21 protein-coding genes are annotated in these 20060 nt (G+C 66.5%); 10 read left to right on the forward strand and 11 right to left on the reverse strand.

Annotated features, from left to right (window positions below; genetic code table 11):
* Positions 1-40: 40 nt before the first annotated feature.
* The 3 genes from SBP02_RS13425 (at position 41) to SBP02_RS13435 (ending at position 2008) form a co-directional block, all read left to right on the forward strand.
* Positions 41-637 (forward strand): DNA-J related domain-containing protein, encoded by a 597-nt coding sequence (locus SBP02_RS13425; protein ID WP_318642375.1) that lies wholly within the window; start codon positions 41-43, stop codon positions 635-637.
* A gap of 167 nt (positions 638-804) precedes the next feature.
* Entirely contained in the window at positions 805-1404 is a 600-nt protein-coding gene (locus SBP02_RS13430; RefSeq protein ID WP_213638695.1) for a Yip1 family protein, read from the forward strand.
* A 109-nt stretch (positions 1405-1513) separates the two neighbouring features.
* On the forward strand, positions 1514-2008 hold the full coding sequence (locus SBP02_RS13435) for a SprT family zinc-dependent metalloprotease (RefSeq protein ID WP_318642381.1): 495 nt from the start codon (positions 1514-1516) through the stop codon (positions 2006-2008).
* Between the two features lie 63 nt (positions 2009-2071).
* Here SBP02_RS13435 and SBP02_RS13440 read toward each other — a convergent pair whose 3' ends face one another.
* A complete protein-coding gene (locus SBP02_RS13440; protein WP_318642383.1) occupies positions 2072-2578 on the reverse strand; it encodes an O-acetyl-ADP-ribose deacetylase in 507 nt (168 codons plus the stop codon).
* Positions 2579-2867: 289 nt separating this feature from the next.
* Between SBP02_RS13440 and SBP02_RS13445 the strand changes: the two genes are divergently transcribed.
* Positions 2868-3422, forward strand: a complete 555-nt coding sequence (locus SBP02_RS13445) for a magnesium transporter (protein WP_318642384.1) — start codon at positions 2868-2870, stop codon at positions 3420-3422.
* A 59-nt stretch (positions 3423-3481) separates the two neighbouring features.
* On the opposite strand, the gene SBP02_RS13450 is transcribed toward SBP02_RS13445, so the two are convergent.
* The 6 genes from SBP02_RS13450 to SBP02_RS13475 form a co-directional block, all read right to left on the reverse strand.
* Positions 3482-3799 (reverse strand): cytochrome C oxidase subunit IV family protein, encoded by a 318-nt coding sequence (locus SBP02_RS13450; protein ID WP_318642387.1) that lies wholly within the window; start codon positions 3797-3799, stop codon positions 3482-3484.
* A 20-nt stretch (positions 3800-3819) separates the two neighbouring features.
* Positions 3820-4536, reverse strand: coding sequence for a heme-copper oxidase subunit III family protein (locus SBP02_RS13455; RefSeq protein ID WP_318642389.1), 717 nt, complete (start codon positions 4534-4536; stop codon positions 3820-3822).
* Positions 4537-4540: 4 nt separating this feature from the next.
* Complete coding sequence (locus SBP02_RS13460) at positions 4541-5230, reverse strand: cytochrome c oxidase subunit 3 (protein WP_318642391.1); 690 nt, start codon at positions 5228-5230, stop codon at positions 4541-4543.
* The gene (ctaD, locus tag SBP02_RS13465; RefSeq protein ID WP_318642393.1) at positions 5227-7002 is read right to left on the reverse strand and encodes a cytochrome c oxidase subunit I; all 1776 of its coding nucleotides are present in this window, start codon (positions 7000-7002) and stop codon (positions 5227-5229) included. Before ctaD ends, SBP02_RS13460 begins: the two co-directional genes overlap by 4 nt.
* Positions 7003-7050: 48 nt before the next feature.
* Positions 7051-8502 carry a c-type cytochrome gene (locus SBP02_RS13470; RefSeq protein ID WP_318642395.1) on the reverse strand — a complete coding sequence of 484 codons (1452 nt, stop codon included), beginning with the start codon at positions 8500-8502 and terminating at the stop codon, positions 7051-7053.
* Positions 8503-8707: 205 nt separating this feature from the next.
* Entirely contained in the window at positions 8708-9889 is a 1182-nt protein-coding gene (locus SBP02_RS13475) for a CaiB/BaiF CoA transferase family protein (RefSeq protein WP_318642397.1), read from the reverse strand.
* Between the two features lie 182 nt (positions 9890-10071).
* Between SBP02_RS13475 and SBP02_RS13480 the strand changes: the two genes are divergently transcribed.
* The gene (locus tag SBP02_RS13480) at positions 10072-11070 is read left to right on the forward strand and encodes an AraC family transcriptional regulator (RefSeq protein WP_318642399.1); all 999 of its coding nucleotides are present in this window, start codon (positions 10072-10074) and stop codon (positions 11068-11070) included.
* 11 nt (positions 11071-11081) lie between these two features.
* Here the strand turns inward: SBP02_RS13480 and SBP02_RS13485 are convergent, their stop codons facing one another.
* On the reverse strand, positions 11082-12266 hold the full coding sequence (locus tag SBP02_RS13485; RefSeq protein WP_318642401.1) for an MFS transporter: 1185 nt from the start codon (positions 12264-12266) through the stop codon (positions 11082-11084).
* 160 nt (positions 12267-12426) lie between these two features.
* Here SBP02_RS13485 and SBP02_RS13490 point away from each other — a divergent pair, with 160 nt between their 5' ends.
* Positions 12427-13272 carry an EamA family transporter gene (locus tag SBP02_RS13490; protein ID WP_318642404.1) on the forward strand — a complete coding sequence of 282 codons (846 nt, stop codon included), beginning with the start codon at positions 12427-12429 and terminating at the stop codon, positions 13270-13272.
* A gap of 132 nt (positions 13273-13404) precedes the next feature.
* Here the strand turns inward: SBP02_RS13490 and SBP02_RS13495 are convergent, their stop codons facing one another.
* Entirely contained in the window at positions 13405-14061 is a 657-nt protein-coding gene (locus SBP02_RS13495; protein ID WP_318642406.1) for a hypothetical protein, read from the reverse strand.
* A gap of 196 nt (positions 14062-14257) precedes the next feature.
* A complete protein-coding gene (locus tag SBP02_RS13500) occupies positions 14258-15055 on the reverse strand; it encodes a helix-turn-helix transcriptional regulator (protein WP_318642408.1) in 798 nt (265 codons plus the stop codon).
* A gap of 404 nt (positions 15056-15459) precedes the next feature.
* On the opposite strand from SBP02_RS13500, the gene SBP02_RS13505 reads away from it, so the two are divergent.
* From SBP02_RS13505 to SBP02_RS13515, 3 genes are all read left to right on the forward strand, one after another.
* A complete protein-coding gene (locus SBP02_RS13505) occupies positions 15460-16170 on the forward strand; it encodes a 4'-phosphopantetheinyl transferase family protein (protein ID WP_318642410.1) in 711 nt (236 codons plus the stop codon).
* A gap of 75 nt (positions 16171-16245) precedes the next feature.
* Positions 16246-17535, forward strand: coding sequence for a M18 family aminopeptidase (locus tag SBP02_RS13510; protein WP_318642412.1), 1290 nt, complete (start codon positions 16246-16248; stop codon positions 17533-17535).
* The gene (locus SBP02_RS13515; RefSeq protein WP_318642414.1) at positions 17535-17933 is read left to right on the forward strand and encodes a GFA family protein; all 399 of its coding nucleotides are present in this window, start codon (positions 17535-17537) and stop codon (positions 17931-17933) included. Before SBP02_RS13510 ends, SBP02_RS13515 begins: the two co-directional genes overlap by 1 nt.
* A 1-nt stretch (position 17934) precedes the next feature.
* Here the strand turns inward: SBP02_RS13515 and SBP02_RS13520 are convergent, their stop codons facing one another.
* The gene (locus tag SBP02_RS13520) at positions 17935-18651 is read right to left on the reverse strand and encodes a UTRA domain-containing protein (protein ID WP_318642416.1); all 717 of its coding nucleotides are present in this window, start codon (positions 18649-18651) and stop codon (positions 17935-17937) included.
* 328 nt (positions 18652-18979) lie between these two features.
* On the opposite strand from SBP02_RS13520, the gene SBP02_RS13525 reads away from it, so the two are divergent.
* Complete coding sequence (locus SBP02_RS13525) at positions 18980-20038, forward strand: ABC transporter substrate-binding protein (RefSeq protein ID WP_318642418.1); 1059 nt, start codon at positions 18980-18982, stop codon at positions 20036-20038.
* Positions 20039-20060 lie beyond the last annotated feature (22 nt).

Below are 20060 nucleotides of genomic sequence, written 5' to 3' on the forward strand. Positions count from 1 at the left end.
CACCCCACCCCATTGCCGGTGAAGTGTTAGGCTGCCCCCCATGAACGACGCCATCGACCCCGAGCTGGAGCTCGCCGATCAACTGTTGCAACTGCTGCAGGCCGCACCTGCCGGACTCAGCGAATACGAGCTGATTCGGCAGCTCAAAGGCGGCCACTCGAGCCACATCCCCAACCTCCCCCTGCTCGACAATCTGGTGCTGTTTCGCACCCACTTCCTGGTGTTCAACGCCCTCTACCTGCTGCGCGAACGCCTGTGGGACGAGCAACGCGCGCACCTGGCCATCAGCCCGCTATGCGTCCAGCTGCAGCCCTATCGCGCCGGAGGCGCCGGGCTCAGCGAGCACGATCCGCTGCGCGACTATTACCTGGACCTGAACAACCTGCGCGACACCCGCGAGGACGATGTCCAGAAGCTGCTCACCAGCTTCTGGACCCGAATGCAGGGCGGCGAGGAAAAACAGGCGGCCCTGGAACTGTTCGAGCTGCACGACAGCCTGCAACCGCTCAACCTCGCCACCATCAAACGTCGTTACCGCCAACTGGTGAGCCAGCACCACCCCGATCGCGGCGGCAGTACGGAGCGCCTGCAGTCGATCAACAAGGCGATGGAAATTCTAGAGCGCTATTACGACTAAGTCTTAGAGATCAATTTGCTCTAACACTACACCCCGCACGGCCTACACCCCTTGCCTATACTGCGACATACGGTCGCATAGGTTCGGCCTGGCACCCGGTGGCGCTGCTCACGCGCGCCGGGCGCTCCGCTGGGGGGCGATCGCTATAAAAATAGGAGGTGTTTGGCATGATCCATCATGTTTGGGGGCTCTTCACCCATCCTGACCAAGAATGGCAAGAAATCCGTGGCGAGGAAGAAACCATCAGCCACATGTATCTCACTCACATCCTGATCCTCGCGGCGATTCCCGCGATATCCGCGTATATCGGCACCACCCAGGTCGGCTGGTCGATCGGCGATCGAGCGCCGGTGATGCTGACCGAAGCCAGCGCGTTACAAATGACCATCATGTCCTACCTGGCGATGCTCGCCGGCGTCGCAGTGATGGGCGCCTTCATCCACTGGATGGCGCGTACCTACGACGCCAGCCCCAACCTGACCCAGTGCGTGGTGTTCGCCGCCTACACCGCCACCCCGCTGTTCGTCGGCGGCCTCGCGGCGCTCTACCCGCACCTGTGGCTGGCCATGACGGTGGGCACGGTCGCCATCTGCTACACCGTCTACCTGCTGTACGTGGGCATACCGACCTTCATGAACATTCCCAAGGACGAGGGCTTCATGTTCTCCAGCTCGGTACTGGCGGTGGGGCTGGTGGTGCTGGTGGCGATGATCGCCTGCTCGGTGATCCTCTGGGGCTTCGGCGTCGGCCCGGTGTACACCAGCTAAGACTGCGAGGGCGGCAAAGCGAAACCACCTGCGGGTGGTTTCGTCGTTTCAGGGCTGTGGATGGCGCCCCGCTTGGGCATAATCGCTGGCCCAACCGAGAACCACCACCATGCCCGAACGCCTCCATGCCCGTGTCGAGGCCTGTTACCGCCAGGCCGAAGCCTTCTTCAAGCGCCCTTTCAGCCGCCCGCAGGTGAGCTTCGAGCTGCGCGGACAGAAGGCCGGGGTGGCACACCTGACGGAGAACAAACTGCGCTTCAACCCGCAGCTGTACCGGGAGAATCGGGACGATTTTCTCAGGCAGACGGTGGCCCACGAGGTGGCACACCTGATCGCCCACCAGCTGTTCGGCGCGGGCATCCAGGCCCATGGCGAGGAATGGCAACTGATCATGCGCGGCGTCTACGAGCTGCCGCCGCAACGCTGCCACAACTATGAGGTACAGCGTCGCCCGGTCAACCGTTTCATCTACCGCTGCACCTGCCCCCAGGGCGAATTCCCCTTCTCCGCGCAGCGCCACAACCTGGTTGCCAAGGGGCGGCGCTATTACTGTCGGCGCTGCAAGGCGACCCTGAGCTTCACCGGCGAACAGCGCCTGGAGTGATTCGGGCCGTCCGATAGCCGCCGCCGAGCCGTGGCGGCCCCGCTGCACGGGTCAACCAGCGCTCTAGGCGAGCAGGCGTTGATAGACCTGCAGGTCGCCGGCAGAAAAGCAGCAGAAGATCACTTCCTCGATCGTGGTGAGATCCCTGAGGGTTGCACGCACCGTATTCACGGCCGTGCGAGCCGCCAATTCCACCGGATAGCCGTAGACGCCCGTGCCGATGCTGGGAAACGCCAGCCTGCGCACCCCGTGGGCGGCCGCCAGCTCCAGCGAGCGCCGATAACAGGACGCCAGCAACTGCGGCTCCCCGCGCTCCCCGCCCTTCCAGACCGGGCCTACCGTATGGATGACGTGCCGGGCCGGCAGACGGTAGCCCGGGGTGATCTTGGCCTCCCCTGTCGGACACCCGCCGAGCAATCTGCAGGCCTGCAGCAGCTCGGGGCCGGCGGCGCGATGAATGGCGCCGTCCACGCCGCCGCCACCGAGCAGGGAGCTGTTCGCCGCGTTGACTATGGCATCGACCTGCAGGGTGGTGATATCCGCACGCATGGCACTGAGCTTGGCTGGCATGATCCGCATGACCTCCCGGGGCCGTCCCCTCAGCAAGTTTAGCGGCCCGCAGCGTGTTCGGCAGACCAAACGATAGGCCCCCATGCACATCGCCTCGCCCCTGGCACCAGAGCGCCGAGCGCTTGACGCAAGAACAGGCATCTGCTAGCGGAACCTCCTGGGTGCTATACTTTTCTGCGACTGCAGTCAGTGCGCAATCTGTCTCACGGGGGCAATTACCAACTGCAATTTTCACTCATCGGCTTCTGGATGGAGGGGTCTGAAGCAAACACGAGGTGGGAGGTGTGTCATGAATCGGCACTACTACATCAGTGACGATCTCGACGATCTTGAAACCGTTGAGAACGAGCTGGAAGCCAACGGCATCAGTACCGAACAAATCCACGTGCTCAGCGAGAAGGATGCCGACGTGGAGCATCATCACCTGCATGACGTGCCCTCCTTCATGAAACAGGATGTCGTGCACTCCGGGGAAATCGGCGCGCTGATCGGCGTGGTGCTCGCCGCCGTGGTTTTGGGCGGCGCCTATCTGCTGGGCTGGACCGCGTCGGCTGCGGGTTGGGTGCCCTTCGTCTTCCTGGCCATCGTGCTGTTCGGCTTCTGCACCTGGGAAGGCGGTTTCTTCGGCATTCAGGTGCCGAACGCGCATTTCCGCAACTTCCGGCAGAAGCTCAAGGAAGGCAAGCACGTGTTCTTCGTGGATGTCGAACCCGAACAGGAGTCGGTACTGGACCGGATCATCCAGCACCACCCTTCCCTGAGGGACGCCGGCACCGGCGCGGCCTCGCCGCACTGGATAGTCGCCTGGCAGCAGAAATGGCATCAGTTCAAGCGCACCATATAGCCATATAGCCAGCCCCCTCGAATCCCCCGGATGGCCGCAACGGTCATCCGGAAGAGGTCTCACGACCCGAAGAAGAAGGCCCGACTGAGAAAGACGTAGTCCGCCTCGGCGGCCATCAGGCCGACCAGCACCAGCAGGCACAACGGCGGCACCAGGATGGCGTAGACCATGGCCAGGCGCTCCCAGGCCATGTGCATGAAGATGGCGACGATCAGCCCCGCCTTGAGCAGCATGAAGACGATGATCAGCGACCAGCGCAGGTAGCCGACGAAGTGAAAGTAATCCACCAGGTAGGACAGGGTACTGAGGACGAACAGCAGCCCCCAGATCTTCAGGTACAGGCCGATCGGATGTTGCTGGCCCTGTGCATGCGTCATCGCCTGGCCTCCCTAGCGCCTCACCATAGATAGAAGAACGCGAAGATGAACACCCACACCAGGTCGACGAAGTGCCAGTACAGCCCGGCGATCTCGACGATCTGGTAGTTGCCCGAACGCTCGTAGTCACCGCGCAACACCTTCAGCGCCACGATGCTCAGGTAGATCACCCCGATCGACACGTGCAGACCGTGAAAACCGGTGATCATGAAGAAACTCGCGCCGAACTGCGCCGCCCCCATGGGGTTGCCCCAGGGTCTGACGCCTTCGCTGATCAGCTTGCTCCACTCGAAGGCCTGCATGCCGACGAAGGTCAGGCCGAAGGCCGCGGTGGTCAGCATCAGGGCCGCGGTTCTGACCCGATCGCGGCGGTAGGCGAAGTTGACCGCCATGGCCATGGTACCGCTGCTGCTGATCAGCACGAAGGTCATGATGGCGATCAGGATCAACGGAATCTCGGCCCCGCCTATGGTCAGGGCGAATACCTCGCTGGCATGGGGCCAGGGCTCGGTGGTGGTGATGCGTACTGCCATGTAGCCGGTGAGGAAGCAGGTGAAGATGAAGGTATCGCTGAGCAGGAAGATCCACATCATCGCCTTGCCCCAGAACACCCGCTGGAACGCCTCCTTGTCCGCGGCCCAGTCCCGGGCAACGCCCTGCCAGCCGGGCACCGCGTCTTCGGCCGGACTCAGCGTGGGGGAACGGGGCTTGCCCGGGGTGGGCGTGTCGGCGGCCATGGCGTCACCTCAACCCGCAGAACACCGCGATGGCTCGATAGGTTTCCGGCGTGCTGGTCAGCAAGGCGAACAGCAGCAGCCAGAGCCCCAGCAGGTAGTGCCAGTAGATGGCACAGAGCTCCACGCTGCTGCGCAGCTGCAGCGGGGACGCGTGGCGCAACAGCTTGCCCAGGGTCCTGCCCCAGGCGACCAGCCCACCGAGCAGGTGCAGCCCGTGCAACCCGGTCAGCAGGAAGAAGAAGCTGTTGGCCGGGTTGCCCGCGACGCCATAGCCCCAGGCGATAAACAGGCGCCACACCCAGAGCTGCCCCAGCAAGAAGGCCAGGGCGAAGAGCCCGGCGAGGCCGAAGCCAAGATTCGTTGCCACCGGCCAGTCGCGCCTGGCCGCCACCCGCGCCCATTGCAGGGCGAGGCTCGCGGCGATCAACAGGCCGGTGTTCAGCCACAGTGGCCAGGGCTGGGAGAGTGGCGCCAGCGGCTCGGTCAAAGGCTGCCAGTCGGCCACCTGCGAGCGGGCGATAAAGGCGATCAGGAACAGCAGGAACAGCGAGCTGACCACTACCAGCAACAGGCGCAGGCCGACCCGGGCGGTGCGTGCCCGGTGACCATCGGCGAGCGGAGCCCCATCCGACGGCTGGCCCCAGCTGCCGCCGGGGTCGGCGCCGGCGGCGTCGCGCAGCAGGAGCCTGTTCATGGTTTGGGCTCCACTGGCTGACTGCTGCCGGCGCGGTGGCGCCAGTGTGCCAGTTCCTCGTCCGACACCGTCTGCGGCACGAAGTCCTGCTCGATGCCCGGCACGCTGTAGTCATAGGCCCAACGGTGCACCACCGGCAGCTTGGCGCCCCAGTTGCCGTGCACCGGCGGGGTGTCCGGCGTCAGCCATTCCAGGCTGGTGGCGCCCCAGGGGTTGGCCCCGGCCGGCTTGCCCTTGAACAGGCTCCAGGCCAGGTTGAACAGGAACAGCAGCTGGGCCACGCCGACGGTCAGGGCCGCCACCGTGATGAAGGCGTTCAGATCCTGGGCCGACTGCGGGATGAACTCGTAGTTCTCGTAGGCGTAATAGCGCCGCGGCATGCCGAGAAAGCCCAGGTAGTGCATGGGGAAGTAGATGGCGTAGGTGCCGAGGAAGGTGATCCAGAAATGCAGCTTGCCCAGGCGGTCGTCGAGCAGGCGCCCGGTGATCTTCGGGTACCAGTGGTAGATGGCGCCGAACACCACCAGGATGGGCGCCACGCCCATGACCATATGGAAGTGGGCGACCACGAAATAGGTGTCCGACAGCGGGATGTCGACTATGACGTTGCCGAGGAACAGGCCGGTCAGGCCGCCGACCACGAAGGTGAGGATGAAAGCCAGGGCGAACAGCATCGGCACCCGCAGGTGGATGTCGCCACGCCACAGCGTCAGCACCCAATTGTAGACCTTGAGCGCGGTGGGCACGGCGATGACCAGGGTGGTGGTGGCGAAGAAGAAGCCGAAATAGGGGTTCATGCCGCTGACGTACATGTGGTGCGCCCAGACCACGAAACTGAGCACGCCGATCGCCACGATCGCCCAGACCATCATGCGGTAGCCGAAGATGTTCTTGCGCGCGTGGGTGCTGATCAGGTCGGAGACCAGGCCGAAGGCCGGCAGCGCCACGATGTACACCTCCGGATGGCCGAAGAACCAGAACAGGTGCTGGAACAGGATGGGGCTGCCGCCCTCGTGCTCCAGCGGCTGGCCGAGGGAGATGATCGCCGGCATGAAGAAGCTGGTGCCCAGCAGCTTGTCGAACAGCATCATCACCGCGCTGACGAACAGCGCCGGGAAGGCCAGCAGGGCGAGGATCGAGGCCATGAAGATGCCCCACACCGACAGCGGCATGCGCAGCAGGGTCATGCCGTGGGTGCGCGCCTGCAGCACCGTGGTCACGTAGTTGAGGCCGCCCATGGTGGCGGCGACGATGAAGATCGCCAGGGACACCAGCATCAGCACGATGCCCCATTCGGTGCCCGGCGAGCCGGCGGTGATGGCCTGGGGCGGATAGAGGGTCCAGCCCGCCCCGGTAGGGCCGCCGGGGACGAAGAAGCTGGCCAGCAGGACGATGACCGACAGCAGGTAGAACCAGTAGCTGAGCATGTTGACGTAGGGAAACACCATGTCCCGGGCGCCGACCATCAGGGGGATCAGGTAGTTGCCGAAACCGCCGAGAAACAGCGCGGTGAGCAGGTAGATGACCATGATCATGCCGTGCATGGTCATGGCCTGGTAATAGGCGCTGGCGTCCATGAACTCCAGGCTGCCGGGGAAGCCGATCTGCATGCGCATCAGGCCGGACAGCACCAGGGCGATGAGGCCGACGAAGATCGCCGTCAGCGCATATTGAATGGCGATGACCTTGTGGTCCTGGCTCCAGATGTAGCGGGTCAGGAAGCTTTGTGGCTCGTGCAGCAGCGCGCTTTCCGCCTGCTCCGCATAGGCCATCGGATCACCCTCCTGGCGAAGTTCCGGGCGCCCTCCGCTTGCGTGGGACTACGGGCCCGACTCCGCCTTGCCGGCATCGGCATTGCTGTGCGCCTTGGACTTGATCAGCGCGATCAGCGCCTGCAACTCGTCGTCGCTGGGAGCATAGGCCGGCATGATCGCGGCATAGCCCCTGACGATCTGGCTGTTGGGATTAAGAATAGACTCTTTTAGGTAGGCCTCATCGACCCGCACCTGGGTGCCGTCGGCCAGGGTCTCGGCCTTGCCGTACAGGCCCAGCCAGCCCGGACCGACCCGCGGGCTGCCGTCGAGGCTGTGGCAGGCCAGGCAGCCGAGGGACTCGGCCAGCTTCAGGCCCTGCGCCGGCAGATCCTCTGCGCGCGCGGACTCCGCGGCGGGCGCGTCGCTCAGCGACTTGATCAGGGCCACCAGGGCGTCCAGCTCGTCCTCCTTGAACGAATAGGCCACCATCACCGGCGGATAGCCCCGGACCATCTTGGCCTTGGGCTCGAGGATCGACTCCTTCAGATAGGCTTCGTCGACCTGCACGCTGCTGCCATCGGCCAGGGGTTCGCTGCGACCGTACAGGCCCTGCCAGCTCGGCCCCAGGCTGGGGCTGCCATCCAGGCTGTGACAGGCCAGGCAGCCGTGACTCTCGGCGAGCAGGCGGCCCTGCTCCAGCAGGTCGTCCCGGCTGGGCCTGGCCGCGCTGGCCAGGGTCTGGGCGAAGGTCGGCTGGGCGCCGAGCCACTGCTCGAACGCCGCCTGCGGTTCGACGTGCAGATAGCCGCGCATGTTGTAGTGGCCGACGCCGCAGAACTCGGCGCAGAGTACTTCGAAGCGGCCGGTCTGGGTCGGGGTGAACCAGAAGTACGACACCATGCCCGGCACCATGTCCATCTTGCTGCGGATCTGCGGGACATAGAAGTTGTGCAGCACGTCCTTGGAACGCAGCAGCACCTTGACCGGGCGGCCGAGGGGCAGGCGCACCTCGTTGCTCTTGATCAGTACATCGTCCTGCCCGGCCGGGTCATCGGGGTCGATCCCCAGGGGGTTGGCGGCGTCGATGAACCTGATGTCCGACTTGCCCAGCCGGCCGTCGTCGCCGGGAAAGCGGAAGGCCCACTGCCACTGCTGGGCGACCACCTCCAGCTCGTGGGCCTCCTCCGGCACCCGCACGAAATCGTCGTAGACCACCAGGCCCGGGGCCAGCATGCCGACTATGCCGACGCTGGTGACGCCGATCAGCCACCATTCGAGCTTCTTGTTCTCCGGTTCATAGGCCGCCCGCCGGCCTGCACGATGACGGAAACGCATGACCGCCACCGCCATGAACAGGGTGACGGCGATGAAGAAGACTCCGGTGATGACCAGGGTGATCAGCAGCGTGGTATCGATCGAGCCCCAGTTGGAAGCGGCCGGGGTCAGATGCCAGGGGCTGAACAGATGAAAGAGCACCGATGCGACGACTATTAGCAGCAAGATAATTGCAATTGCCATGGTCATTTCATCCTGTCTTCGTTGGCACCTGGCAGGGCAAGTGCGGCCAGATCAACAGCGGCGCGCAATCAATCTCAGTCCGTCCCCCAACGGCGCAGGCAGGCATCGGCACGGCCGGCGGCAAAGTCAGCGAAAGTATAGTGCACGGCCAGAACGGCCACCCTCGGCCTCGGCGGACGCCGCCAGGACGATGAGACCAGGCGGCTCAGGCGATGACTCTGCTGGCCCGCAGCTCGGCGATCCGCTCGGGCGAACAGCCCAGCTCGCTCAGCACCTGCTCGGTGTGCGCACCGAGGGCCGCGCCGATATGCCGGGGCGCGGACAAGCCGGCGGAGAACTTCAGCGGGCAGGCGATCTGCCGCTGCGCCGGGGCGCCTTCGCGCGGCACCTCGGCCACCAGGCCGCGGGCGTCGAGCTGGGGATGCGCGAGGGCCTCGCCCAGACTCAGCACCGGCTCGACGCAGGCATCCAGCTCGGCGAACAGGCGGTTCCACTCGGCCAGGTCGCGCTTCTCGATCTCGATCTCGATCTCGCGCTTGAGCGCTTGCTGCTCGGCGGGGTCGTTCGACAGCCCGCGCCCGGCCAGCTCGGGGCGGCCGATGGCGGCGCAGAATTGCTGCATGAACTGCGGTTCCAGGCTGCCCACCGACAGCCAGCGCCCATCGCGGGTGCGGTAGTAGTCGTAGAAGCTGCCGCCGTTGAGCACCTGACTCTCCATGCCCGGCTCGATGCCGGCGGCCAGATAGCCGGCCCCGGCCATGCCGTGCAGGCTGAAGGCGCAGTCGGTCATGCTCACGTCCACCTGCTGGCCCTGCCCCGTTACCTGGCGTTGGACCACCGCCGCCAGCAGGCCCACCACCCCGTGCAACGAGCCACCGGCGATATCCGCCAGTTGCACCCCCAGGGGCAGCGGTCCGCTGTCGCGCCGGCCGGTGTAGCTGGCGATGCCGGACAGCGCCAGGTAGTTGATGTCGTGGCCGGCGCGATCCTTGTAGGGGCCGCTCTGGCCATAGCCGGTGATGGAGACATAGATCAGCCGTGGGTTGACCGCCTTGAGTGCCTCATAGCCGACGCCCAGCTTGTCCATGACCCCGGGGCGAAACTGTTCCAGGACGATGTCGTATTCGCTCACCAGCTGCTTGACCAGCGCCACCGCCTCGGCTCGCTTGAGGTCCAGGGCGATGCTGCGCTTGTTGCGGTTGAGGTAGGCATGGCTGGCCGAGACGCCGCCATCGTGGGGCGGCAGCAGCCGCACCAGGTCCATGCGGCTGGGCGACTCGACGCGCAGCACCTCCGCGCCCAGGTCGGCCAGCAGCAGCGAGGCGAAGGGCCCCGGCAGCAGGGTGGAGAAGTCGAGAATCTTCAGGGAGGACAGCGGGCCGTTCATTTCAACTCCTGGTATCGCAGGCGAGGCGCGGCAGCGCCGAAACTCACTAGGCCCAGGGTAGACGTCGGCACCGCGCGCCTCAATGACGCGAGCGCTCAGCCGCGGTTGACCCATCCGCTCGGCCGGCTTGTCCTGCCAGGCTGCACCTGCCTACCATCGGCGGCTGGAACAGGAGCCCCGCCATGCGCGAACGCACCATCGCCTGCCACTTCGTCCGCGCCGCCCTGCGGGGTGCCGCACGTCAAGGCCAGGACTGCCACGCCCTGCTGCGCCAGGCCGGCATCCAAACGGCGCTGCTCGACGAGCCGCGGGCGCGCGTCGCACCCGAGCAGTTCGCCCGGCTGCTGCAGCTGCTCTGGGAGCAGCTGGACGACGAATACCTGGGCTTCGGCCGCCTGCGCAGCAGACGCGGCACCTTCGCCATGATGTGCCACGCGATCATCCACTGCCGCAGCCTGGGCAAGGCCCTGGCGCGTGGCGCGCTGTTCTACGGCCTGTTCCCCGAGGCCCCGGGCATCCGCCTCGAACGCGAAGGGGATTGGGTACGCCTGAGCGTGGACGACTCCCGCCTGTGGGACCCGGAACATTTTCTGGTCGAGAGCCTGCTGGTGATCTGGCATCGCCTCGGCAGCTGGCTGATCGGCCAGCGCATCCGCCTGGAAGAGACCAGCTTCGCCTACGCCGAACCGGCCCACGCCGGCGAATACCAGCTGCTGTTTCCCGGCCGCCGACGCTTCGGCGCCGCCAGCAGCGGCCTGCTGTTCCATGCCCGCTACCTGGCGATGCCGCTGCTGCAGGACGCGCGCACACTCAAGCAGTTCCTCGAACACTCGCCGGCCGATCTGCTGGCTCGCCCCGATGGCGGCGACAGCCTGAGCGGGCAGATCCGCCGCCTGCTCGGCCGCGATGGCGCCCGCTGGGCCGACCTGGAAGGCATCGCCCAGCAGTTGCACATGAGCCCGCAGACCCTGCGCCGCCACCTGCGCGAGGAGGGTTCCAGCTTCCAGCTGCTCAAGGACCAGCTACGCCGTGACCTGGCAATCTACCAGCTGGGCCGCGACGAACTGTCGATCCAGCAGATCGCCGAGCAGCTCGGCTTCTCCGAGCCCTCGGCCTTTCACCGCGCATTCAAGAAGTGGACCGGGCTGACCCCCGGCGCCTACCGCGCCCAGGAGCACTAGGCGCCGCGCCGTTACAAGCGCCGGGCGCGCCAGGCAGCCAACAGGAATAGGCCGGCCAACACCGCCAGCAACGGCAGCCAGCCGGCATGCTCCCAGACGAATCCGGCGCCGTAGCCGATCAGGCTGGAACCCAGGTAGTAGGCCCCCAGGTACAGCGCCGAGGCCTGGGCCTTGGCGCCCCGGGCGCGCTGGCCGACCTGACCGCTGGCCACCGCATGGGCGGCGAAGAAGCCCAGGGTAAACAGCGCCAAACCGACCACAGCAGCCGCCAGCCAGGACGTGGCACACAGGGCCACGCCGACCAGCATGATGCCGATGCCCCCCTGCAGCACCTGGCGGGCGCCGAAGCGCGGCACCAGGCGTCCGGCCCAGCCGGCGCTGAAGATGCCCAGCAGGTAAACGCCGAACAGCAGGCCGATGGCGGTCGGCGACAGGTTGAACGGCGCCGCCGCCAGGCGGAAGCCCATGTAGTTGAACAGCGCGACGAAGCCGCCCATCAGCAGGAACGCCAGCAGGAACAGGCCACGCAACTCGGCGTTGCCCAGGTGCCGGGCGAAGTTGCCCAGCAGCCCGCGCAGCGACAACGGATGGGCCTGGAAATGCCGGGAAGGCGGCAGCAGCCAGAGGAACAACGCCAGGGCCAGCAGCCCCAGCCCGGCGATACCGCCCAGCGCCAGCTGCCAGCCGCCGAGGTCGCTGAGCACCCCGGCGAGCAGACGCCCGAGCAGACCGCCCAGTGCCGTGCCACCGATATACAGGCCCATCGCCGCCGGCAACGCCTCGGGATCGAACTCCTCGCCGACATAGGCCATGGCCAGGGCCGGCAGACCGCTCAGGGCCAGGCCCAGCAGTGCCCGCAGCAGCAGCAGGTAGTCCCAGCTCTCGACCAAGGCGCAGCCGATGCCCAGTACGCTGGCCAGGGCCAGGGCGGCGGCCATCACCGGCTTGCGCCCCCAGCTCTCGGCCAGGGCCCCGGACACCAGCAGACACGCCGCCAGGCTCAGGGTCGCCAGGGACAGGGCCAGGCTGCTGGCGGCGGCCGACACCGAGAACTCGGCGGCCAGCTGCGGCAACAACGGCTGCACGCAGTAGAGCATGGCGAAGGTGGCAAACCCGGCACAGAACAGCGCCAGGGTGGCGCGCCGATAGGCGCCGGTACCGCGTTGCAGATGCGCGCTGACAGGAGAGGTCGACATGGGAAGACTCGCTGATCCGGCCTCCAGCAGGCCGCCGCCAAGCCTAGCATGGGCGCTGGCCCGAGCGGCGCGGCCAACTGGCGCCAGCCCGCCGCGCGCGGATATGGCAGTATCGCTGTACCGACCCGCCACGCGCCTGCCGGTACAAGGAAGAAGCCGCTTGGAAACCCCCGTATTTCTCGCCGTGATGGCCGCCGCCGCGCTGCACGCCGGCTGGAACGCCCTGCTCAAGATCGGCCTCGACCGTTTCCTCACGGTCTGCCTGATCCAGATCGCCGCCGGTGCCGTGGCACTCTGTGCCCTGCCCTTCGTGGCCTTGCCCCAGGCGGCGGCCTGGCCCTGGATCGCCCTGTCGGCCCTGCTGCATGTCGGCTACAACGTGTTCCTGTCGCGTGCCTACCAGTACGGCGACCTGGGCCAGGTCTACCCCCTGTCCCGCGGCAGTTCGCCGCTGATCGTCGCCTTGCTGTCGCTGCCGCTCTTGGCCGACAGCCTGCCCCAGGGCCAATGGCTCGGCCTGCTGGTGCTGGTCGCGGGCATCTGGCTGATGGCCCTGCGCGGCCACCACCCTACGGCTGGACTCAGTGCGCCGATGCTGTTCAGCGCCCTGATGACCGCCGGCTTCATCGCCGGCTACACGCTGTCCGATGCCATCGGCGCGCGCAACAACCAGGACGCGCTGTCCTACTCGATGTGGCTGTTCGCGGTAAACGGGCTGGTCATGCTCGGCGTGGTCGCAACGAGCCGCGGCCCCGACGCCTTCCTGCGCCTGGGGCCGCACTGGCGCGGCGGCCTGGCCGGCGGCGCCCTGTCGCTGGCGGCCTACAGCATCGTCATCTGGGCCATGACCCAGGCGCCGGTGGCGCTGGTCTCGGCGTTGCGCGAGTCCAGCGTGCTGTTCGCCCTGCTGATCGGCAGCCTGTGGCTCAAGGAAGCCCTGCCCCCCATCCGCCTGCTCGCCTGCGGTCTGATCCTCGCCGGCGTGCTGGTGATGAAGCTGGCCTGAGCGCCGCCGACGCCACGACGGGCAGCCGCGGCCTAAAGGCTTCTGCCGTCGATTACGGGCGGCGTCCCCGACTCGGCCCGCCGACAAACACCTCGGTCTGCAGGCAGGTCGAGCCCTGTACCTCAACCTGCGTTACCGCAGCTCCGCCTCCAGAGGTTCGACGCTGACCGAGAAGCTACGCACGCGTCCCTGCTCCTCGATCTGGTGCACACCGATACCCGTGACGGTACCCGCGGCGCCGAGTGGGAAAGTCCCGGCATCCTCGGCCTTGATCTTGAAGTCGCGGTCCGATTCGCAGTCGCAATCCTCGGCTCCGACGAACGGCCCGGGGTTGAAGGTGCCATCGTTGTGGAAGTGGGCGAACCCGGGATGCGCATTCTCGACGAACTCGTTCTCGTCATCGTCGAGCTTCTCCGTGTTGTCGAACGCCCGTCCCCTGATGCCGCGCAGCAACTGGTAGTTGTTGTTGAGGCTCAGGTTCCAGGTAATGCGCAGACCGAAGCTGTCCTCCGCGGCCGCCACGGCCTGCACGAAACCTATGTCGATGGGCTTGGCATTGGCGATGTTCAGCGTCAGATCGAGCGTGCCCTTGTTGCGGCCGATCCCGGCGTTGCCGGTGAAGACGCAATTGCTCACCTGGGCGTCATCGAAGGTCAGCAGCCAGCCGGTGTCCCGGTTACCGTCCGCCAGTACGCAGGTGCCTGCGCTGGCCGGTCCCGCGTAGAGGCCCGCTCCGGCTATGCCGATTGCCAGTGGCACCGAGTAGATTTTCAACCAATGAGTAAACATGGTTTCCTCCTTTCTCTTCTCTGTACAAGGCCCCAGACTTCGCGTTCGCGCCCTCCCCGCTTGGACATAGCCGAAGAACCGCCGAGCCTCTCTACACTGGAAAGGCTCTGCCGACAGCGACCGTCTACGACCGCCGACTGCCCGCTTCCAGTATGGACTTCAGACTAAAGTCTGATTTTGCTGCCGTTGCAGAACGCTATGCGTTATCTGGACAGGGCCGGGCGCTGGGCAGATCGCCCCGATACTGGGACGGCGTGATCCCGATGCGCTGGTGAAACAGTCGGGAGAAGTGGGAGGCGTTGCGGAAACCAGCGGCACAGGCCACCTCGGAGATGCTGGCGTTCGAATGCTGCAGCAGCTCCAGGGCGCGTTTCAGCCGATACCGGCAGAGGTATTCGCGGAAGGTCAGGCCATAGGTGCGCTTGAAGCTGCGGCTGAACGCGTAGACGCTCATGTGGCAGCAGCGGGCGACGTCCTGCAGCCGCAGCATCTCGCCGTAGTGGCGCTGGACATAGGTCAGGGCGTATTGAGTCATCCGCTCGGCGGCGTCGGGCCTGCCGATGCGGGCCTCCGGGGGAATCAGGGGCACGGGCATGGCGATTGCTCGGCCACCCTCCTGGCCCGCCGGCAAAACGTCCAGCAACCGCTCGAGACGCCACCACAGCTCCTTGGCCGAGAACGGCTTGACCAGATAGTCCCAGACTCGGGTGCGGAACGCCCACACGGCCAATGCCTCCGAATGATGGACGGTGAGCATCAGAATCGGCAGCGAGGGATGGGCCTGCTTGGTCGCCCGCAGCGCCTTGAGGCCACTCAGGTTGGGGTAGTCGTACTCGAAGCAGGCCAGCAGTGGCGCGCTCTGCTCGATGCCCCGCACGGTGTCTGCCGGGCCAACCACGTGCCGCAGTCGGAAATACGCCTGCAGGGCGTCAACCGGGCTGGGCTCAAGGGGGTCGTTGCGCAGGTCGGCCCACACCAGGCACGGCAAACTCATCACTCGCCTCCCGTCGTACTTAGCGGCCCGCCAAGGGCGCGAGAGCCCGATGCAGCCCACGCCTGCCAGGCAGGAACAGACTCACGCGGCGCAATGGCGCTTCAACCGGCGGGCAGTATGGGGTTCGAGTGACAGTCCGCCCCGGGGTTCCCGAGTGACGAATGCCGTCGGTCAGGCCAAAAAAAACGGGAGCCCAAACGGGCTCCCGTACTCGATTCAGAGAAAAAGGTCGACACCGGCAGACACCGGCACCGACTACAACCTCACCTGCGCTCCATTGAAGCGCGGGGCCAGTCTGGCAAATACGCGGCCGACTATCCGTTTAGCTTTGTTGCCGCTTTGCAAAGAAATGTAAACGCCCACTGCCGGCTGACAGGCCGGCCTAGGCTCGGCAGAATGCCGGCATGAGCGAAACCTACCTGCCCTCCTGTTGCTCCCCGCTCCACGACCACTGGCCGCTGCCCCAGGCGCTGCCCGGCGTGCAGCTGCTCAGCACCCGTTTCACGGCCGAGCGGCTGGCGGCCGAGGACTTCGGCCGCTGCGGCATCGCCCCGGTGCCAGGAGTCGCCAAGCGCCAGACGGAGTTTCTCGCCGGTCGCCTGTGTGCCCGCGAGGCCCTGTTGCGCCTGACCGGCCAGGCCCAGGTGCCGCCTATAGGGGCCGACCGGGCGCCGCAATGGCCGGCTGGCGTGGTCGGTTCCATCACCCACGGCAATGGCTGGGCCGCCGCCCTGGTGGCCAGGCGTAGCGCCTGGCGCGGCCTGGGCCTGGATGTCGAACAGCCCCTGGCAATCGCCCGCGCCGAGCGCCTGGCCGCGGAGATCCTCACCCCGGACGAGCTGCGCCGCCTGCAGCCGCTGTCCGCCGCGCAGCGCGCCTGGCGCGTCAGCCTGACCTTCTCGCTCAAGGAAAGCCTGTTCAAGGCGCTCTATCCCCAGGTGCTGCGCCGCTTCTACTTTCAGGATGCCGAACTGCTGAGCTGTGGCGAGGACGGCCAGGCGCGGCTGCGCTTGCTGATCGACCTGGATCGCGAATGGACCGCCGGCCGCGAACTGCAGGGTCAGTTCGGCGAGTTCCAAGGACAACTGCTCAGCCTCGTCGCCATCCCCGCCTGAGCCGGCCGGGTAATGCCCGCCCCAATGCGCCGGGCAAATCCGATAAACTCCGGCCATTGCCGCCAGGAGTGCCCCATGCGCGAAGAATTCAACCAAGGCCTGATCGACTTCCTCAAGGCCTCGCCGACCCCCTTCCATGCCACCGCCGCCCTCGCCCAGCGCCTGCAGGCCGCCGGCTTCCGTCATCTGGACGAGCGCGCGCCCTGGCACACCGAGGCCGGCGGCCGCTATTACGTGACCCGCAACGATTCCTCGATCATCGCCTTCAAGCTCGGCCAGCGCTCGCCCGTCGAGGGCGGCCTGCGCCTGGTCGGCGCCCACACCGACAGCCCCTGCCTGCGGGTCAAGCCGCACCCGGAGCTGCAGCGCCAGGGCTTCTTCCAGCTCGGCGTGGAGGTCTACGGCGGCGCCCTGTTCGCCCCCTGGTTCGACCGCGACCTGTCCCTGGCCGGTCGCGTGACCTTCCGCGAGAGCGGCAAGGTGCAGAGCCAGCTGATCGACTTCCAGACGCCGATCGCGGTTATCCCCAACCTGGCCATCCACCTCAACCGCGAGGCCAACCAGGGCTGGGCGATCAACGCGCAGACCGAACTGCCGCCGATCCTGGCCCAGCTCACCGGCAGCGAGGCGGCGGACTTCCGCGCCCTACTGGCCGACCAGTTGGCCAGCGAACACGGCCTGAGCGCCGATGCGGTGCTGGATTACGAGCTGAGCTTCTACGACACCCAGGCCGCCGCGGTGATCGGCCTCAATCGCGACTTCATCGCCGGCGCTCGGCTGGACAACCTGCTGTCCTGCTATGCCGGCCTGCAGGCGCTGCTGGCCGCCCCGGACGCCGAGAGCTGCGTGCTGGTGTGCAACGACCACGAGGAAGTCGGTTCCACCTCGGCCTGCGGCGCCGACGGCCCCATGCTCGAGCAGGTGCTGCGCCGCGTGCTGCCGGACGGCGACGCCTTCGTGCGTTGCATCCAGCGCTCGCTGCTGGTGTCCGCCGACAACGCCCACGCGCTGCACCCCAACTACCCGGACAAGCACGACGAGAACCACGGCCCCAAGCTCAACGCCGGCCCGGTGATCAAGATCAACAGCAACCAGCGTTACGCCACCAACAGCGAAACCGCCGGTTTCTTCCGTCATCTGTGCCTGGAGAACGAGGTGCCGGTGCAGAGCTTCGTCACCCGCAGCGACATGGGCTGCGGCTCGACCATCGGCCCGCTCACCGCCGGCCATCTGGGCGTGCGCACCGTGGACATCGGCCTGCCGACCTTCGCCATGCACTCGATCCGCGAGCTGGCCGGCAGCCATGACCTGGCGCACCTGGTCAAGGTGCTGACGGCCTTCTACACCAGCCCGGAGCTGCCCTGATGATCGCCGGCAGCTGCCTGTGCGGCGCCGTTGCCTACGCCATCGACCAGCTGGACAAGCCGATCGGCCATTGCCACTGCCTGACCTGCCAGAAGGCCCACTCCGCGGCCTTCGCCAGCACCGCCGGGGTGCTGCGCGAGCATTTCCGCTGGCTGCGCGGCGAGGACAGGCTGGCCAGCTACGAGTCCTCGCCGGGCAAGTTGCGGCGCTTCTGTTCGGTCTGCGGCTCGCAACTGGTCGCCGAGCGCGCCGGCCAGCCCCATGTCATCGTGCGCGTCGCCACCCTCGACCAGGACCCCGGCGCGCGGCCGGCCCAGCATATCTGGACCGACCACGACCGCCCCTGGCTGGCCACCGACGAGCTGCCCCGCTACCCCGAGTGGCAGCCGGGCCGCTGACTCACTCCGGCACCTCGACGCTCACATGCAGGGCGTCGTGGCGCCAGAACTCCAGATCGCAGTCGATCAGCCGGCCGTGCTGATCGCGATTGACCCGCACGATGCGCAGCGCCGGACTGCCCAGCGCCACCCTGAGGGCCGTGGCGGCCTCGTGATGCAGCGCGGTGGGCATCATGTCGAACCGGACCCGGCCATAGTGAATGCCGTATTCGCGGGCATACAACTCGGTCAACGAGCGAGTCAGGTCGAAATCCAGCACGCCGGGGAAGTAGCTCGGATTGAGGTAGTGCTCGACATAGAGCACCAGGCGCCCATCGATGCGCCGCGCCCGGCGGATCTGGTAGACGCTGGACAGCGCCGGCAACTCCAGTAACTGACAGATCTCCGCATTGGCCGGTATCAGCCGCGCACTGAGCACCTCGGTCGCCGGCACCCGCCCCTGTTCGCCGACCATGGCGTGGAAATGGCTACGCACCAAGGGGTTGTAGGTCAGCCGCGGCGGCGACACGAACCAGCCGCGGCGCTCCTCGCGATAGACCAGCCCCTGGGCCTCCAGCTGCCCCAGGGCCTCGCGCAGGGTAATGCGCGTGGTGTCGAACAGCTCGCTGAGCTTGCGCTCGGCCGGCAGCTTGCTGCCGCAGGCCAACAGGCCGTGTTCGATCTGTTCCTGCAAGGCACGGCAGATGGTGGTGACGGCACGCGGCGCTGCTTCGCGCATCGAAGATTCCTCAATATGGACTAGTCCAGGACCGCTCCAGGCCCTCTGACGCCGGGTCGAAGCCCGGCAAACCTGTTACAAGTCTAGGCAATCCAGATGACCGTGCGGTGACAGCAGCCGGGCAGGTCTCCCCGGGACATCCGCAAGATGTGCGTCCAGGCTGCGAAATCAGCCACTTTGCCATGGTCTACGCTTCTTCTTCGCCGCCTGGGCAAACAACAGGAAAAACAGCATAGGCGCGCCGGACATAAAACTGTCACCTCCGCTAATTAGATTGGCCTCGATCCTTCTGATCTAGACCAACACCTTCATCGCAAAGGAGTTTCCAATGAAACAACTGCTGCTGGCTTCACTGATGGGCTCGGCCATCGCCCTGGCCACCCAGGCCATGGCCACCACCACCGACCTCCAGGCATTGGAACAGGCCGCGCGCGCCGAAGGCGCGGTGAACAGCGTGGGCATGCCCGACAGCTGGGCCAACTGGAAGGACACCTGGACGGACCTGAACAAGCTCTATGGCCTCCAGCACCTGGACACCGACATGAGCTCGGCCCAGGAAATCGCCAAGTTCGCCGCCGAGAAGGACAACGCCACCGCCGATATCGGCGACGTCGGCGCCGCCTTCGGTCCCATCGCCGTGCAGCAGGGCGTGACCCAGGCGTACAAGCCGAGCACCTGGGAGCAGATCCCGGACTGGGCCAAGGATGCCGACGGCCACTGGATGCTGGCCTATACCGGCTCCATCGCCTTTATCGTCAATAAGAACCTGGTCAAGGACATCCCCACCTCCTGGGCCGACCTCCAGCAGGGCCAGTACAAGGTCGCCATCGGCGACGTCAGCGCCGCCGCCCAGGCGGTCAACGGCGTGCTGGCCGCGGCCATCGCCGGCGGCGGCGACGAGAAGAACATCCAGCCGGGCCTGGACTTCTTCGCCAAACTGGCCGAACAGGGCCGCCTGTCGCTGTCCAACCCGACCATCCAGACCCTGGAGAAGGGCGAGGTGGAAGTCGGCGTGGTGTGGGACTTCAATGGCCTGTCCTACCGCGACCAGATCGACCCGAGCCGCTTCGAGGTGCTGATCCCCTCCGACGGCTCGGTGATCTCCGGCTACAGCACCATCATCAACAAGTACGCCAAGCACCCCAACGCCGCCAAGCTGGCCCGCGAATACATCCTCTCCGATGCCGGGCAGATCAACCTGGCCAAGGGCAATGCCCGGCCGATCCGCGCCGATCACCTGAGCCTGCCGGCCGAGGTGCAGGCCAAGCTGCTGCCCAACGCCCAGTACGCCAAGGTGCGACCGATCATGGACGCCGCCGCCTGGGAAGCCACCTCCAAGGCCCTGCCGCAACTGTGGCAGGAGCATGTGATCATCAATATGGAATGACGCCCCGACAAGGGGGCGAATG

It is taken from the genome of Pseudomonas benzenivorans (assembly GCF_033547155.1).
GTDB classification, from domain to species: domain Bacteria; phylum Pseudomonadota; class Gammaproteobacteria; order Pseudomonadales; family Pseudomonadaceae; genus Aquipseudomonas; species Aquipseudomonas benzenivorans_B.

What these genes read in the sequence shown, in the direction of transcription:
- SBP02_RS13425 (WP_318642375.1), top strand. Translation starts at nt 41, where the DNA reads ATGAACGACGCCATCGACCCCGAGCTGGAGCTCGCCGATCAACTGTTG.
- SBP02_RS13430 (WP_213638695.1), top strand. Translation starts at nt 805, where the DNA reads ATGATCCATCATGTTTGGGGGCTCTTCACCCATCCTGACCAAGAATGG.
- SBP02_RS13435 (WP_318642381.1), top strand. Translation starts at nt 1,514, where the DNA reads ATGCCCGAACGCCTCCATGCCCGTGTCGAGGCCTGTTACCGCCAGGCC.
- SBP02_RS13440 (WP_318642383.1), bottom strand. Translation starts at nt 2,578, where the DNA reads ATGCCAGCCAAGCTCAGTGCCATGCGTGCGGATATCACCACCCTGCAG.
- SBP02_RS13445 (WP_318642384.1), top strand. Translation starts at nt 2,868, where the DNA reads ATGAATCGGCACTACTACATCAGTGACGATCTCGACGATCTTGAAACC.
- SBP02_RS13450 (WP_318642387.1), bottom strand. Translation starts at nt 3,799, where the DNA reads ATGACGCATGCACAGGGCCAGCAACATCCGATCGGCCTGTACCTGAAG.
- SBP02_RS13455 (WP_318642389.1), bottom strand. Translation starts at nt 4,536, where the DNA reads ATGGCCGCCGACACGCCCACCCCGGGCAAGCCCCGTTCCCCCACGCTG.
- SBP02_RS13460 (WP_318642391.1), bottom strand. Translation starts at nt 5,230, where the DNA reads ATGAACAGGCTCCTGCTGCGCGACGCCGCCGGCGCCGACCCCGGCGGC.
- ctaD (WP_318642393.1), bottom strand. Translation starts at nt 7,002, where the DNA reads ATGGCCTATGCGGAGCAGGCGGAAAGCGCGCTGCTGCACGAGCCACAA.
- SBP02_RS13470 (WP_318642395.1), bottom strand. Translation starts at nt 8,502, where the DNA reads ATGGCAATTGCAATTATCTTGCTGCTAATAGTCGTCGCATCGGTGCTC.
- SBP02_RS13475 (WP_318642397.1), bottom strand. Translation starts at nt 9,889, where the DNA reads ATGAACGGCCCGCTGTCCTCCCTGAAGATTCTCGACTTCTCCACCCTG.
- SBP02_RS13480 (WP_318642399.1), top strand. Translation starts at nt 10,072, where the DNA reads ATGCGCGAACGCACCATCGCCTGCCACTTCGTCCGCGCCGCCCTGCGG.
- SBP02_RS13485 (WP_318642401.1), bottom strand. Translation starts at nt 12,266, where the DNA reads ATGTCGACCTCTCCTGTCAGCGCGCATCTGCAACGCGGTACCGGCGCC.
- SBP02_RS13495 (WP_318642406.1), bottom strand. Translation starts at nt 14,061, where the DNA reads ATGTTTACTCATTGGTTGAAAATCTACTCGGTGCCACTGGCAATCGGC.
- SBP02_RS13500 (WP_318642408.1), bottom strand. Translation starts at nt 15,055, where the DNA reads ATGAGTTTGCCGTGCCTGGTGTGGGCCGACCTGCGCAACGACCCCCTT.
- SBP02_RS13505 (WP_318642410.1), top strand. Translation starts at nt 15,460, where the DNA reads ATGAGCGAAACCTACCTGCCCTCCTGTTGCTCCCCGCTCCACGACCAC.
- SBP02_RS13510 (WP_318642412.1), top strand. Translation starts at nt 16,246, where the DNA reads ATGCGCGAAGAATTCAACCAAGGCCTGATCGACTTCCTCAAGGCCTCG.
- SBP02_RS13515 (WP_318642414.1), top strand. Translation starts at nt 17,535, where the DNA reads ATGATCGCCGGCAGCTGCCTGTGCGGCGCCGTTGCCTACGCCATCGAC.
- SBP02_RS13520 (WP_318642416.1), bottom strand. Translation starts at nt 18,651, where the DNA reads ATGCGCGAAGCAGCGCCGCGTGCCGTCACCACCATCTGCCGTGCCTTG.
- SBP02_RS13525 (WP_318642418.1), top strand. Translation starts at nt 18,980, where the DNA reads ATGAAACAACTGCTGCTGGCTTCACTGATGGGCTCGGCCATCGCCCTG.